Below are 14,987 nucleotides of genomic sequence, written 5' to 3' on the forward strand. Positions count from 1 at the left end.
TAGATGAAACAGTTCATATTTTATTCACTTTTTTATACACTCGTGATTTTATAAAAAATGCTGACTTTTTTAATTAATTCCAACTGCTTACGGATATCCTATTACGGATAAGGTTATTTGTCCGTGAGCGGACATCCTTAACAGAGGATGATGTTAACCCTTGATAAACTTATATTTTTTTATGTTTTCAAACCCCAACTTCATATGTTTTTAGAGTTAGAAAACACACATCATTTTATGTTTTTTGTACTCTAATCAAAATTTATTTTTTACAGTAGTTTTCTCGAGTGTTTTTACTAGTGATTAGTATGCCTAATGAATGAATAATACTAATATTTATGCATAAAACTCTAGTTGTTAGGATCATCCCAAAATGATATACTAGTCACAGTTTAATAATACAAAGGGAAAAACCCTCAAAATGATGAAGATTGATTCTTCACTATTTTGGGGGTTTTTCTGATTTAAGGAGGAGGAAATTTGGAATCAGCCAGAGTATGGTATGGATTTGATAATGAACATGAAAAAAGAAAAGGAGCCTGGATAAATTTAACTGATTTGGAGCTATTATCACTTATTTGGACTAACCGTTATTTAACTAATAAGCAATTAACCAAATATGGTAATCAATTATTTGGATATAAAGGGGATTCTATTCAAAAGAAATTAAAGAGGTGGTCAAATTACGCTATTGTAAAAATAGAATATCAGTCCGTTCTAAATAAACCACCTATATCATGTTATTACTTAGGAAAGAATGGTATAAACATTTTAAAACAAGAAGGAATTATTAAGGAAGAAGAAAAAGCTATAAATATCAATAATTACATTAGAAACTCTTCTCATTATTTAGGAATTCAAGATGTGGTTATAGATACTCTCATAGCTTTAAAAACAAATAGGAAAAACATAATTTCAATACATCCCAACAAAGATACCTACAAAAATGAAGTTGGTGAACCATTTATTGTCCCTGATTGGGTATTTAGAAAAGGTAGTCGCACTCTAAATATTGAATATGACACAGGTTTACAGACAATGACAAAAATCAAAGAAAAAATAAGAAATTACATCAAATTAAGTAAACACAAACCTGAGGAAGAACATTATGTATTAATATCAGTTGCAGATAACAGCAATATCTATACAGTAAAGTATTATGATGATAGAAGAACTAGGGTTTTAAATATAAAAGACACCATAATTCATAAAGGCGCTGATAAGATCTCTAACCTTCACTTTTATGTTACTACAGCTAGTCGCTCACCAATTATTGCAAACAATATATTAAAAGGAATTTATCCATTTGATAAATCTACTTTTAAGTCTGAACAAGAACTTTTTGAACTATCAATGGAAATAAGCAATTCTAATTATCAATTGGTGCCTCTTCCAAAAAAGGAAATATTTCATAATGATAGTTATAACATTGGAGAGATAGCACAATATGAATTGATTCATAAAGAAAGAACCAATTCAAAACAAGTTTTAGTTTTGAATATAGTGGAAGAGGCAAGTGTTGCTGCATTAAACAAAATAAATTTTTTAGAAGAAGAGAACAAAAATAATAAATTTAAACAAGAGGTTTCACACCTTCTTATTGTTTATCAGAGTAGATCAGAACTAGAAAATGACATTGTAATGAAAAATTATGAAACACTAAAATTTACAGATACTAAAAATTGGCCATTACTTCTCCAAGGAGAAAAGCAGCTAACATTGGAGAAGAAAAAGGGGGGCAGAGTACTTGAAAGAACTAAAGGTTCATCCTAAGCTCCCTGGGATCACTATTTTAGTTACTGGGTTAGTCTCTGTTTTTTTATCAGTTAGAAGTATTTGTAACTATCTTTTCTTAGTTATTGGGCAGTTTTACAATAGTGTTCCTAGCTTCGTTTTATTTGGTAACAGCTTAAGTCCAGGCTTAATTGGTTTTCTTACATGTACAGTCTTCTTGATTATCTCTTGGTTAGTAAGTACAAAATATGAAAAAACACAAAAAAAGTTGTGGAGAAGCCTATGGTTTTGGAATATGTTCATTGGAATAACAGCCTATTATATGTGGTTAATCACAGCACCTGTTTATAATACGCTCATTCCTTACCTAGGAAATCTTATCAATAGCATACATGTAGATAATATTTGGTTTAATGTAGCTGTTGGGGATATTAACACTTTGTTTTACACCTTAGTTTTTACTCCCTCAATAGTTACAAGTATTATTTTAATTTGGTTGGGTGGACAATATTCCCAATACTCTAAACAAATTAAAGAAGCATTTGAAAAATTTGAATTTAAAAATGTATATTTACAAAAATGGTTTAGAAATAGTAAAGAAGAGGTTTGGCCAGACGTTGTTCTAGGTCCCGATTCTCAAACTAAAGAACTTATTATTCAACCTGGTAAAGATAGATCATTACATAATGGCATATTCGGACCACCAGGAACAGGAAAAACATCAGCATTAATATTACCTATCATTAATCAGGATTTGCACTGGCTAACAAAGTTTATCAATGTATTTCCTAAAGTCTCTAAATTATCCAATTATAAAACGGAGGAAATAAGAGGAACATATTTAAGTAGTATTAGTATAATTGAACCATCTAACGATTTGTGTCAGAAAGCATTTCAATTAGTTAAAGCTCATGATATACCTGAAGAGGCTGTATTCTATATTGACCCTACGAACCCCAATACACCATCTATTAATCCCATGCAAGGACCAGTTGACCAGGTAGCCGAAGCATTTGCAATGGTAATGGATGGAATTCAAGAAGGGGGAACAGGAAACTTTTTCTTTCAACAAAGTCAAAGAAACCACTTAAAAAACTATATTTATCTATTAAAATTACACGACCCGTCTACAGAGGCACAATTTGATACTTTATTAAAAATGTACAATGATCCTCAAATTGTTAGGCATATGCATTTAAAGTTAAAGGAAACTATCCCTAAAGATTATCACCTTATTAAAGATAGGGATGAACGAAACCATTGGGATATCGTAAAACAAATTGATAATTGGTTTAACATGAACCATATTCCTAAAACTAGTCGAAATGGAGCTAATGAACAAGTTAAAGAAGGCGAATACTATGGGGAAACAGCTTATTTTGACGCACAAGGAGAATATGTTCAGGGGCTAAGAAACGTTCTAAATGATATAGGAGCAAATAAACTGATAAGACGCGTACTATTTGATAAATCAGAGTTTTCTTTTGACGAGCACTTAAATAGAGGCGGTATATTATTAGTCAATACGGCAAAAGATGATTTAGGAGGTCTTTCTAACGTTTTAGGGAAGTTTGTTTTGCTAAGCCTACAGAATGCTGTATATAGGAGAACACCTCTAACTAGTACTTTTGCACATATAATCATCGATGAATTTCCAGACTATATTTATTTACCATTTAAAGAATTTATATCGCAAGCTAGAAAATATAAAGCTATTATTACTGTTGCAGCACAAACAGTAGCTCAATTGGCAGACAAATACGGAGAAATGTACATGCATACTTTGTTAACTGGTTTTAGACACAAAATGGTTTATGGAGATATCTCTTATTTTGACGCACAATTATTCTCAAAATTATTAGGAGAAGAGGATAGTTATGAAGAAGGGAAAAACGAACAGACTGTTAGCCCTCTTCAAGAAGAACCTGTTATGCGATCCGGTAGTAGCTATCAACAAAAAACAGATGTCATTCTAACACCAAATAAGTTAATTTTTCAGGAGCCATTCCAAGCTGCTGTGAAAATAGTTGTTAATAATAAACCGATACCTGTAAGGCAGATTGATGCAAACTTTGTTCCAAAGGCTGAATTTAAAGAAGCGAAAGTAAAAGTAATCCAGGAAAGTGCTAGTATTTGGTTAGAGTCAAAATCCTTAAATACGGAATTGTTTCACGAAACAGATAAAGCGCTATCCGAAATAATTGATATACCACTTCAAGAGGAAGAACCATTAATAGGAATTCCTCTTCCAGAAAAAGATGCTGTAGAGGATATAGAATTAGAATTAGTTGAATTTGATAGATACCCCGATAAATATTTATCTAAAAAAGAGATAAAAGAAGAAGCATATAAAACGAAGCCTATATCACAAAAAAGAACTTCTTTAGGCGAAAAAGCAATTAACATAAATGATGAGGTGGTTGACCTTGATGTATCAAGACTATTTTCAAAAAATATACCACCTTCGAATGAATTAGCTAATCAATCAGTATCAGAATTAGATGAAAAAGAAGAATCATTCTATAATGATTTAATAAAAGAAATTGATGATACTACAAAAGAGGGGAAGGTTGAGAAAAAGGAAGAAGGAAAATCTAGTCCTTTTGACTTTATTACTCCATTTTCTGATAAAAGTTAAATATATATCCTAGGTAATTTTCAGTAAGTATTGAAAAAATTAAAAATATAGGTTAAAATTCCAATAAGTTAGTAAACATAAAAAACAAATAATAAAATTAAATATTTAATGGGAACGACCCAAGACGAAGTAGTTTGAATAACTGCTTTTGTTTTGGGTCGTTTTTTATGTTTACAGTAAATTCACTATTAGGAGGGAAAATGATGGCTGAAACACTAAAAACATCATGGGTTAATGACAACCAATTAAATGAACTAGCAAAGATTAAGCGAGATAGAACTATAATTAAAGGAGCTGTAACTGCAGTATCAACAAGGGAAACCAAAGTATTAGAAGATGGAAAATATGTAAAAAAACAGATGGAAGTAGCAACATTTCTCTTAGAAGGTACAAACATTACAGCATATTGCCCAAGCAACGAATTTTCTGATCATGATTTCCGTTCATTAAACGGTTTTACAGGATCAATTCAAGAAGTGATTGTAGACCAAATAGACATTGAAGACAATATTGTATTGGTATCAGTTAGGAAAGCGGATGATATCAGAAAAGCGGAATTCATGAAACAATTAGTAACACTAGAAGCTGAAGATTCCTTAAAGTCAACAATTTTTGACGGTGTAGTAAGAGGTTATAATCCAAACACGAGGAAGGTTTTTGTCCGTATTAATGGTGCAGATTGCTTTATGAACGCTAGACATTGGAGCTGGGAAAATGGAAATATTCAGCATGAAATTAATCGAGGAGAAACAATACAAGTAAAAGTTTTGAGATTTGATAAAGAAAATAATCTTATTCAAGTTAGCAGAAGGGATACTCAAGATGATCCATTTAAAAAATTAATCGAACTTTATAATCAAAACAGTACAGTCGCTGGTAAAGTAACGAATCTAGACCCCATACATGGAATATTTGTTAAATTAGATGCAGGATTAGAAGTTAAAGGGATCCGTCCCCGTCACTTGCCAGAGCCAGTAGTTGGAGATATTGTTTCTTGCACTATCCGCTCCATCGATAAAGATAAAAGACATGCCAAAGTAACTATTACGGGGTATCCAAGGGGTAAAAAGAAAATCAAAGATGTCGCTTCATTCCTCTTTGAATAATGAATATTTCTGAACAAAATAACTTAGTAATGGACGATTTCCCTGTTTTCACCACAAGAAATGGTGAAATCCCTTTCTGGGACCATCCACTACTTAAAAGTAGTTATGTAAAACCTTCGAAATATTACCCATATACAGGGATAGAAGGTGCTATGACACTATTAAACAGAAAAATTATTGATGAAGCGGATTTTACCCTTATTAAAGTTCTAGGTGACGCTGTTTGTGCAAATGAGGACCAAATTAGGAGATATATGTCTTCTCTAATGAGTAGGTCAGAAACCTCTAAGCGTTTAGATCGATTGAGAACCAATGGTGTTGTAGATAGATGGAAAGTTAGAATACGGGGTGATGAAGAAACACGACCTCCCGCTCCCTTTACATTAGGGGTAGCGGGTTATAGGCTACTAAAACATTATTATAGCGATCAGTTCTTTATGGCCCCTGATAGATGGGATAATTATGGTGTAGGTGGATTAAAACGATATGTATCAATGAATGAGCTTCGCTGCCAATTCATAGAAAAGAAAGTTGTTTCTAAATGGAAATGGAATGCTCGTCTAGCAAATAATGCTCGGTATAAGTTCCCAATGAGTGCAGCAGAAGTAAAAACCCCTAATGGGAATATTAACTTTCTTATTGACAGAGCACAAATGAACCAAAACTTTATTGGTTATTTCAGAGATAAGTTTGAGAATTGGAAATATGTCTATAATAAATATGGTAATTTACCAATTTCAGATTTTCCTGAAAATCCGCAAATCGTAATTATATATACATCTACCATATCTATTGCTGAAGCAATTCATAAAGAACTGTTATTAGATACATTACCATTTAATATTCTTTTCTTAGTTGAAGAATTAATAAATGAAAATTTAGAGAGTGCCTATTATCAACCACTGAAACATCAAAAATTACAAAGAATAAATGTTCATTTGCAGGGGAATTATTAATTAAATTTCCCTGTAATTATATATCATTATTAAAATGCTGTAAGTATCATAAAAGAACAAATTACCTTAAAAGAGATGAACTTTTAATTATGTATAGCGGCCCTTATCCAGAACCGCTATTTTTTTATTTTTACTTTCTTAACTGCTGCTGATTTTTTCCCTAGCTCTCCAAACTGTTTTAAAACTTCCTTAGATACAGGACTAATTACAGTGTTTTTTTTTGCCATATAAAAAGCTCCTTTTATATAAAATTATTCGTCTATTTAAAGTTTGTCCAAAATTCTAGTTTCTATACGTTCTAAACCTCTCCTCCTCCTCATACTCTATCAATATAACAATTTGGCATACTGACACTGAGATAAAGTAGGGCAAAACAAAAAAAGAAGAGGGGGAAGAGAGGGCTATGGATGGAAGGAAGCCATTAAATCCTATTTTTAACAACAATCATAAAAAGAAAGAAGATCCATTACTAATAAGGAATGTTCGGAAAATACCAATAACAAAAGATGAGGGACGCAAAACGAGGATAGATAAAAAAAAGGATGTTAAGATTCCTCTTTCAGATGAAGAAAGAAAACTCATTAAAAGATTGGCAAATAGGAGAGGACTACAACCAACACCTTTTTGTTCACTCTTAGTAAAAAAAGCTCTAACAGAATATAAAGATGCCCAAATTTTTGATGACTCCTATGACCCAAAAGGCAAGCCTTATCCTGCTAAATTAGAAGTTTACTATCATGACCTACTCTTTGATAAGACAGTTGAATGGGATTGTAGCCTTAAAGAAGCAGCATACCGCCTATTGAAATTCATGTTAATAAAAGAAAGAGATGGTCATTTATATGGCTAAATCAAATAAACCAATATATCCTGTTTATGAAGAGGAACTTAATGAGTTATCGTATCGACCAGATGGATTTTTTGACAGATTATTAAACTTTTCATTAAATAAATTAACTAACCCAGTTAAACTTCCTTATTCCTTTTTCATCCCTGTTTCTGAATATTTGAGAGGGGAGTTATTTTGTGAAGATGTCGCGGAGGCAATGGGAAATTATGAATTTACCCAACGAGATCTTATAAGTATTTTAGTCGATGACTTTCTATTTCAAGTTAAAGATAGGAACAATCCTTACGACTTATATCATGAATTAAAACAGAGAAATGATTATTTTGTAAAGATATATAGTTATTCGGAAGATAAGCATCAACCTCTTACTTTTGCTAAACCAAATAAAACAACCAAAACAAAACAGATTAAATGTTCACTAAGAAGAAAAGTAGCACTTAGATTGGAGGTAATGCTATCTGATATTACAGATGTTGAACCAGAAAATGAATTTGTAGTAGAGGATATATTAAGATTACTATATCGTGATTTTATACAACAGTATAAGAAAGGTAACTTAGGAAACGTAATACCAGGTATAATTAGAAGATTGAATGCTGATAAATAAAAAGAAAAATCAGAATGGACTAACTACTTTGTTTTGCCTTACACTGATTGCAACAGTAAGGCAAAATAAACTTTCAAGATTGAAATCCTAGTAATACATGTTTATTTATAGAAAAATTATTATAATCGATATTTTGAAGGACCTATAATGAACGTCCTATGCTATTGTGTGTATTAATGACTATTGACTATAATGACGAACAAGTTAGTCTAAGAACTACATTTTATTACCAGTTAAAGACTTAAATAATTTCCCCTCAATTTCTCAAAATTTATCCCCACCTATTATCAATTATCCAACCTAAAATATTGATAATTTTCAAAAAAAATTGAAAAAACAACAAAATTTCTATATAATGGAATAGTTAGCAATAAATTTACAGTATAGAAAGGGGGGGAAATATGTCTATTAGAAAAAGATTATTTCAGTTATTATTAGTAGATTTTGTTTATTTATTGATCTATTTTATTTACATTATAAGTCCAATATATCCTGGATATTATTTATTAGGAATTATAAATATTGTCTGCTTAATAATTGGTCTAGTTTTATTTCTTATGTATTTAAAAAATGCCATAACTATAAAGAAATTTAAAAGTGTAGATATATTTTTGACTATTGGGTACTTAATTTCAATTTTTATTATGTCTTATACTTTTATTGTCTGGTTACTTTTTAGTCCAGATTGGTTCAATGGTTAGTAATCTTAAAAAATAATTTAATAGTGAGGTAATAAAGTTATGAAGAGTAATAGAATTTTTTTAACTAAATTTATAATTGTTATAGCTTGTTTATTTATTCTTACACCTACTAATATTTATGCTGCTGAACCTGACTCTTCAAATGGTGTTTTAAATGAAATTAATAATTCTATAGAAGACATATATAATGATTCAATTGATTTAAATGTTACAGCCGTTTCTTCTGATGAAGATGCTTATACACTACTTCTTAAACATAAAGATCTAGTTTCATTAAATTCCGATAAAACACTCAATGTTAATTATAATAGTTTTGTAGATGCTGAAAAATTATCGGAGAATGATCTTAATACTTTAAAGAATTTTATTGAAAAAATAAATGTACTAATTACTGAAAAAGCAATTACCGTAGACAAAGATCTTTTAATTAACTATGTTACAGATGTACCTAGGGAAATTGTTATAAGACCTATGGCGCAAATTATTAGTATTATCGGATTAACCCCCGAATTTTGGACAATAACTCTCTTATTCTTTCATTTCCTCAGTTTTTTATTTTATAGATTTCTTTCATTATTCTTCAAAAAGGCCATGTTGCTTGACATGGAGCCTCTGCGGGCATGATTCTCCTGCCAAGAAGCCAGCTGTTTTACAACATTGGCATCGCCGAACGAGGCTATCATGCCCGCCACTCCAAATCAAGCTGATGCTTTGAATGAATACATCCATTACACCCGAACCTCCTTGATCACCAATGAATCTTGTTTTTGATAGAATTCCTTTGGTGACAAATCTAGTATACTAGAATGCATACGTCTCTCGTTGTAGAACTCCATAAAATTCATGACTTCTTGATATGCTTCTGTGTAGGTTTCAAACTGCCATCTGGATAGGCAATCGTCCTCAAAAATGCGATGGAAAGACTCAATATGAGCATTCATATTTGGTGTTCTTGGTGGAATTCTTTCGTGCTCAATTTTGGAATCTTCACAAAACTTTTCAAAAGTATGGGAAATAAACTGCGGTCCATTGTCTGTTCGGATTACAGGTTTTTCCAATTCATCATATTGTTGGCGTTTTAATAATGCCCTTTTCAGTGTCTGTTTGACATCATCTCCAGTGCAGCTTAATCCCATATGATAGGTAATGATGCCCCTGTCATAAACATCGATGATGGACATGACAAAGAAAAAGCGATCCTCACCTTCGATAAAGCCATATTTAATGTCAGCTTCCCATAGCTGATTAGATCTTGTAATAATGCGATTTCTTGCTAGTTTCCTAGGGTATGAGACTTTCTTTTGGCGCTGTGGGCGTAAGATGCCCAATTCTTTACAAATCCGGTATACTTTTTTCTTGTTAATTTTAAGTTTGTATTTTCGCCTTAAGACCTTAGTGAGTTTGCGATAACCATAGTTATAGCAATCACCGGCAATCTCTTCTAGTAGAAATTCTTTAATCTGTTCGTCTGATATCTTTTGACCGTCCTCTTGGATCGAATAACCTGGTGCTGGACGTCCCTCACTTACTTTTTTCTCCTCAACACGATAATTCTTTTGATAATAGTATGTGGATCGAGGAATACCTATGATTTTAAGCACCTTTGAAATCGAGTAGCCTTTTTGAATCCATTTGTTAGCTACTTCATGCTTTTCAGCAAGTGAGGGTTTTTCTTTTTTATAAGATCCCTCAGGATCGCTATTTCAAGGTCTTTTTCACCTAATAACATTTTAAGTTTTTCATTTTCTTTGGATAATTCTTTGGAGTCTATATCTGGCAGCACAGCCACATCTACTTCACCAAATTTACCATCTTTGTATTCACGAACCCAGCGACTAACCATATTGGGATTCAGATCATACCGGCGAGCTACAAGGGTATTCTTCCCTGTGTCTTGGGCTTCCTTGATGACTTGTAATTTAAATTCTTTAGAATGTTTTATTCGTTTCATGATGTCAGCCTCCTTGGTACATTAAGCAGTATAATAAATATTACTCTTATTGTCCAAGTTCATTTTGGGGCTTATGAGTTATGTCTTCAACTAGAAGTCATGCAAAATCACTTAAAAAAGTATATGACAATGCTGTATTTGGAACTAGACATCTAGTTGCTGGTTCATATTTCGCACAAAGAGTTAAACCCGGTGGAGTATGGGATTATAAAGTTCAATTAGGAACAACAACAAAGTATACAGTTTCAGATTTAAATAAATCTTTAATGACAGGTGAAGCAATTGGTAATTTTCATTATGGGTATGTTGGAAGATCTATTTTTAGTGCTACAACTTTAAAGTCTGCAGCTGGGTTAGTACAAATCGGTGTTGGAACTTCTGACATAAAATTTTACAAGAGTTTTTTCGATGATCCAAAAGATCAAGCACAAATTCAAAAAGGGATAGATAAATATAATTCTGAACATTAGAATACACTTGGAACTTTTATAAGATAAAATAATTGATTAAACAGAATAAACAGAGATACCTGTAGTTAGGACATTTTAAAAAGAATGCTAACTACAGGTATTTTTATATACATATCTATTATATTAATTAATCTTATATTTGTAATTTAACAGGTATATTTAGAATATTTCAAAATATATTATGTTAAAACAACTAATAATCTCTTATTTATTGTTAAGGAGCATTTTCTAGCTTTTTCAATATCAACTTCTAATACTTTTTTCTTATTCTTTGTAAGAGACTCCTTAAAAGAAGCTAAATATAACTTTTCATATGTAACAGAAATTGATTTAAGCGATAATTAAATTTTTCAATACTTTTTGTTAATAATTAACTTGAATGTGGAGTAGTAACATGATACTATAATTTTAAAGATTGAATCGTCGTCAATCTTTCTCTTTTAAATGTAAATGTCTTCTAGGATTCTAGAAGACTTTCATACCGAAAATACGCAAATTAATATAATGACTAACGGGAAGCACCCGAATGTAAGACAATTCTTTGTAATTGCCTTGTGTTCGGGTGTTTTTTTGTTTTAAAGGAGTTTTAGTATGACAAAGAAGGTTCTTATAGCGGTAGGTGATAAAACCTATACCAAGATTTTAATTGAGACCTTTTCAAAGTATCCTGAAGATTTCACTTTAAGTAAACAAGAAATTTTACATCGAAAATATCTCTATGAAATTGTTAAAGAAGAAACTCCTTCAATACTAATTGTGCATGATACTTATTTAGAATCCATGCAAGAAAATCAAAAAGATAAAGATATTGAGCTGTTAAGTATTATAAAACAACTCCGACTTGATTTCGACGACGCATTAAGAATTGTTTTCCTATGCGAACGATCAAGCAATGATCCGCTTCTTTCTCGACTAGTTAGTATGGGAGTACTTGATATATTCAATACCCAAAGAATAGATATTGAACAATTTATAAACCAGTTAAAAGGGAAAGTCTCATTCGCAGAAGTAGCACGTTTTATCAATAACTCTCTTAGTATCGATGGTGAAGTGATTCCCTCTCTACTGGAAGAAGATTCGGAAGAGGAATCTGTTAACGAAAATGAGAACGGTAAAACACACAAAGAAAAAAACACTAAAGAAAAAACTATCGTACAAAGAATCGTTCAAAAAAATGTCATAAAAAGGGAATACTCAATTCACGTACATAATGCACCCAGTGAAAAAGTAGTAGGTGTTCCAGTTAGGAAGAAAACTATCCTTGTAGGTAGCTTTTACCAACGCAATGGTACAACATTTATTTCACATATATTAGCTCGTAGCATAGCAAATTACCAAGTTAGCACATTATATGTGGAAGATCCCTTGCTAAATCCCTATACATATGACCGTTTTTATGGCCATGAATTTGCTCCAAATTACGTAAATAAGTGGAGTGCACAACAAGAGAATACTTCAGATATTCAAACAGAGTGGTTTCGTGATGGTGTTGAACTTATATGTCATAATCCCACTTTAAGTGAGGAACCAGTAGGAATTAGCTTTGAGGATTATATAAAGTTACTCTACACTAATTCATCACTTGTAACGATTATTGATGTTGGTAGCAACTTAGACAATGAGGTAGTCACTGATTTATTAGAGATAGCAGATCATCTATTCATTGTTCTTGACTCAGATGTCACCCAACTTCAAGGGCTTGGTGAAAATCCACTATTCTCTAGCCTTATCGAATCTGAGAAAACACATATCATTGGTAATCGTTTCAATGAAAAAATAAAGAAAAATCCCTTAATTCAAGATTTATTTAAAGATAAATTAATCTCTATAATTCCCTCTTTTGAAGATGAAGATGTATATGAAGCACAGTATCAAGGGATATTCCTTAACGACTATAAGGATTATAAAAGCAAAGTAAATGAACTTTTGGTACCTATATTAGAACTTTTACTTCCTAATAAACTCTTGAAAACTAAAGCAAGCGGGATATTAAACAAACTCTTCAATAGAAAAATTAAGATAGAAAAAACGAATCCAGGAGGTAATCAAAACGAATGAATTTCTTTAAAAGACCTTCCATCAAAATAATCAGCGGTCTATTGGTAGGTGTATCAGCTATCGGTTTAACCTTATTCTATGATCAATTTTTACGAGTACGAATTGATTCAACAGAGGTTGTAGTGATTAAGCCCTCTTCTGAAATATTAAAAAATGAACCTATTACAGAAGATAAGATACTGATAGAACGTAGACCTAAACAAACTTTAATGAATGACGTCATCCTACCTGCAGAAGTGGATGAAATTATTGGATTAGATGCTAATCAAATTATCCAAGGGAATTCACTTCTTAGTAAAACAATGATAGATTACGACGAACTTTTACCAAATGAAGAGGAAGGCGAAGCTATTCGCCCTATAACGAAAGAAATGATTTATGCAATGCCTGGTTCTTTAAGAAGAAAAGATACCGTTAATATTTATTTGATTTATAACGATGGAACTACAAATTTAAATAAAAATGGTCCATCTACTACTAGCTCTGAGGATACAAAAGAACAGATCGAAAAAATATCTAATTCAATGGAAAGTGAACCGTTCTTAAAATCAATAAAGGTTGTTTATGTAAAAGATTCGAGTAATAAAGAGGTAATCTCATCATCAGAAAACAACAAAGAGGATAAACGACTTAATGCTACTTCAAGCATAAGTGATTTGGAGATTATTTTAAATGAAGAGGACTTTAAAAAGTTAATGAACGAAGTGCTCGGTAAAGGAGCAAAATTATATATAACTTATCAATAGGGAGAAGGACATGTAATGGAAATATTAATTTTTAGTCAAAACTCTATCTACAAAGAACTAATTGACAAAATGGACAACCTCCATGCTCATATGGGCAATATTGATTATTCAAATAAGGAAAAAATGGATGCTGTTTTATTAGATGGAGATTCATTTGACATCAATAACATAGGAGTAGTTAGAGAGAAATATCCCTCTATTCCCATGTATTTTAAGCCTAGTCAAATCAAGAGCGAACAATTTACTAAGACAATTACAAGACTATGTGCAGCATATAAAGTAACCCTTATTCATGAATATTCTACAGAACTTCAAGTAGTTGAATACTGTATCAATAACCTAACGAATAAAGATGATTATTTATCAAAGAGAATCATTGGCATATTTGGCACACATAATGGTGCTGGTGTTTCCTCTACTACTTTAAATTTAGGAAGAGCATTATCACTCAAAGTAAAAGAAAAGGTTTTAGTTTTGAGTTTAAATAGTTGGGATCCAGCCGATTATTTTTACTTGTATCAGGGTCAATATTTAAATGATTTGAAAGTAGATCTCAATGTCAAAAATTTAACGATAAACAGGTTATCCGAAGCTATTTATTATCATGATTCCTTTTATCATTTGGCCGGCAACCGCGATATTAAAATGCAAAGATTTTATAAACCTTATGAAATTGAACATTTGATTCAAACAGCTCAACAGTTATTTGATGTAATTTTAATCGATTCGGGCACTCACTTTGATTCTGCACTTGCAGCACAAGCTTACTTAAGTAGTAATATGAAATTTCTTGTTACTAATCAAGAAGAGAAAGGCTATAGAGGATATTATCCTTATCTATACCAACAAATAATTGAACCTTCTGGTGGGAAAAATGATGATTTTATGCTTGTTATCAATAAATTCCAACCTGCGAATGCATTAATAAGCGAAAAAAAACTTGAGGAAGAACTAAATATGAATCGAGTTGTCACAATACCAGATATGAAGGAGCTAGGATCCATTGCTACTTTTGAGAAAAAATTACTATACGATTTTTCAGATAGTAGCTATAACAAGCCAATAGATGTTTTAGCCAATGTCATAATTGCTGAAGCTAAATTAACAGAAAAAGAAGATATGAAGACGCACAAAGATAAAAAAGGATTTTTATCTATATTTAACCGGTAA

General features: G+C 31.5%; 13 protein-coding genes. 11 read left to right on the top strand and 2 right to left on the bottom strand.

All coding sequences use genetic code 11. The features are described 5' to 3' along the window. The first annotated feature begins 480 nt into the window (after positions 1-480). The 7 genes from ACTQ5K_RS06050 (at position 481) to ACTQ5K_RS06080 (ending at position 9,216) form a co-directional block, all read left to right on the top strand. A complete protein-coding gene (locus ACTQ5K_RS06050) occupies positions 481-1,773 on the top strand; it encodes a replication-relaxation family protein (protein ID WP_047943193.1) in 1,293 nt (430 codons plus the stop codon). Next, entirely contained in the window at positions 1,748-4,372 is a 2,625-nt protein-coding gene (locus ACTQ5K_RS06055) for a type IV secretory system conjugative DNA transfer family protein (protein ID WP_047943192.1), read from the top strand. The genes ACTQ5K_RS06050 and ACTQ5K_RS06055 overlap by 26 nt, the downstream gene beginning before the upstream one ends. A gap of 203 nt (positions 4,373-4,575) precedes the next feature. Further along, positions 4,576-5,478 (top strand): S1 RNA-binding domain-containing protein, encoded by a 903-nt coding sequence (locus ACTQ5K_RS06060; protein ID WP_047943191.1) that lies wholly within the window; start codon positions 4,576-4,578, stop codon positions 5,476-5,478. 152 nt (positions 5,479-5,630) lie between these two features. After that, positions 5,631-6,434, top strand: coding sequence for a replication-relaxation family protein (locus tag ACTQ5K_RS06065; RefSeq protein ID WP_226752558.1), 804 nt, complete (start codon positions 5,631-5,633; stop codon positions 6,432-6,434). Positions 6,435-6,837: 403 nt separating this feature from the next. Beyond that, positions 6,838-7,284, top strand: coding sequence for a hypothetical protein (locus ACTQ5K_RS06070; protein WP_016205275.1), 447 nt, complete (start codon positions 6,838-6,840; stop codon positions 7,282-7,284). After that, on the top strand, positions 7,277-7,891 hold the full coding sequence (locus ACTQ5K_RS06075; protein WP_016205276.1) for a hypothetical protein: 615 nt from the start codon (positions 7,277-7,279) through the stop codon (positions 7,889-7,891). Before ACTQ5K_RS06070 ends, ACTQ5K_RS06075 begins: the two co-directional genes overlap by 8 nt. Before the next feature lie 740 nt (positions 7,892-8,631). After that, positions 8,632-9,216, top strand: a complete 585-nt coding sequence (locus ACTQ5K_RS06080) for a hypothetical protein (RefSeq protein ID WP_441993786.1) — start codon at positions 8,632-8,634, stop codon at positions 9,214-9,216. Between the two features lie 104 nt (positions 9,217-9,320). Here ACTQ5K_RS06080 and ACTQ5K_RS06085 read toward each other — a convergent pair whose 3' ends face one another. Both ACTQ5K_RS06085 and ACTQ5K_RS06090 read right to left on the bottom strand, forming a co-directional pair. Beyond that, positions 9,321-10,220, bottom strand: coding sequence for an IS3 family transposase (locus ACTQ5K_RS06085; protein ID WP_040344397.1), 900 nt, complete (start codon positions 10,218-10,220; stop codon positions 9,321-9,323). An 11-nt stretch (positions 10,221-10,231) separates the two neighbouring features. Beyond that, positions 10,232-10,543 (bottom strand): transposase, encoded by a 312-nt coding sequence (locus tag ACTQ5K_RS06090; protein WP_016205489.1) that lies wholly within the window; start codon positions 10,541-10,543, stop codon positions 10,232-10,234. Between the two features lie 80 nt (positions 10,544-10,623). Here ACTQ5K_RS06090 and ACTQ5K_RS06095 point away from each other — a divergent pair, with 80 nt between their 5' ends. The 4 genes from ACTQ5K_RS06095 (at position 10,624) to ACTQ5K_RS06110 (ending at position 14,987) form a co-directional block, all read left to right on the top strand. Next, the gene (locus ACTQ5K_RS06095; RefSeq protein ID WP_441993787.1) at positions 10,624-11,013 is read left to right on the top strand and encodes a polymorphic toxin type 44 domain-containing protein; all 390 of its coding nucleotides are present in this window, start codon (positions 10,624-10,626) and stop codon (positions 11,011-11,013) included. 591 nt (positions 11,014-11,604) lie between these two features. Next, positions 11,605-13,071 (top strand): hypothetical protein, encoded by a 1,467-nt coding sequence (locus tag ACTQ5K_RS06100; RefSeq protein WP_016205138.1) that lies wholly within the window; start codon positions 11,605-11,607, stop codon positions 13,069-13,071. Further along, complete coding sequence (locus ACTQ5K_RS06105; RefSeq protein WP_016205137.1) at positions 13,068-13,817, top strand: hypothetical protein; 750 nt, start codon at positions 13,068-13,070, stop codon at positions 13,815-13,817. The genes ACTQ5K_RS06100 and ACTQ5K_RS06105 overlap by 4 nt, the downstream gene beginning before the upstream one ends. 15 nt (positions 13,818-13,832) lie before the next feature. Next, complete coding sequence (locus ACTQ5K_RS06110) at positions 13,833-14,987, top strand: ParA family protein (RefSeq protein ID WP_016205136.1); 1,155 nt, start codon at positions 13,833-13,835, stop codon at positions 14,985-14,987.

Origin of the sequence: Niallia sp. Sow4_A1, assembly GCF_052116745.1 — a bacterium.
GTDB classification, from domain to species: domain Bacteria; phylum Bacillota; class Bacilli; order Bacillales; family Cytobacillaceae; genus Niallia; species Niallia hominis.

What these genes read in the sequence shown, in the direction of transcription:
- ACTQ5K_RS06060 (WP_047943191.1), top strand. Translation starts at nt 4,576, where the DNA reads ATGGCTGAAACACTAAAAACATCATGGGTTAATGACAACCAATTAAAT.
- ACTQ5K_RS06065 (WP_226752558.1), top strand. Translation starts at nt 5,631, where the DNA reads ATGACACTATTAAACAGAAAAATTATTGATGAAGCGGATTTTACCCTT.
- ACTQ5K_RS06070 (WP_016205275.1), top strand. Translation starts at nt 6,838, where the DNA reads ATGGATGGAAGGAAGCCATTAAATCCTATTTTTAACAACAATCATAAA.
- ACTQ5K_RS06075 (WP_016205276.1), top strand. Translation starts at nt 7,277, where the DNA reads ATGGCTAAATCAAATAAACCAATATATCCTGTTTATGAAGAGGAACTT.
- ACTQ5K_RS06080 (WP_441993786.1), top strand. Translation starts at nt 8,632, where the DNA reads ATGAAGAGTAATAGAATTTTTTTAACTAAATTTATAATTGTTATAGCT.
- ACTQ5K_RS06090 (WP_016205489.1), bottom strand. Translation starts at nt 10,543, where the DNA reads ATGAAACGAATAAAACATTCTAAAGAATTTAAATTACAAGTCATCAAG.
- ACTQ5K_RS06095 (WP_441993787.1), top strand. Translation starts at nt 10,624, where the DNA reads ATGTCTTCAACTAGAAGTCATGCAAAATCACTTAAAAAAGTATATGAC.
- ACTQ5K_RS06100 (WP_016205138.1), top strand. Translation starts at nt 11,605, where the DNA reads ATGACAAAGAAGGTTCTTATAGCGGTAGGTGATAAAACCTATACCAAG.
- ACTQ5K_RS06105 (WP_016205137.1), top strand. Translation starts at nt 13,068, where the DNA reads ATGAATTTCTTTAAAAGACCTTCCATCAAAATAATCAGCGGTCTATTG.
- ACTQ5K_RS06110 (WP_016205136.1), top strand. Translation starts at nt 13,833, where the DNA reads ATGGAAATATTAATTTTTAGTCAAAACTCTATCTACAAAGAACTAATT.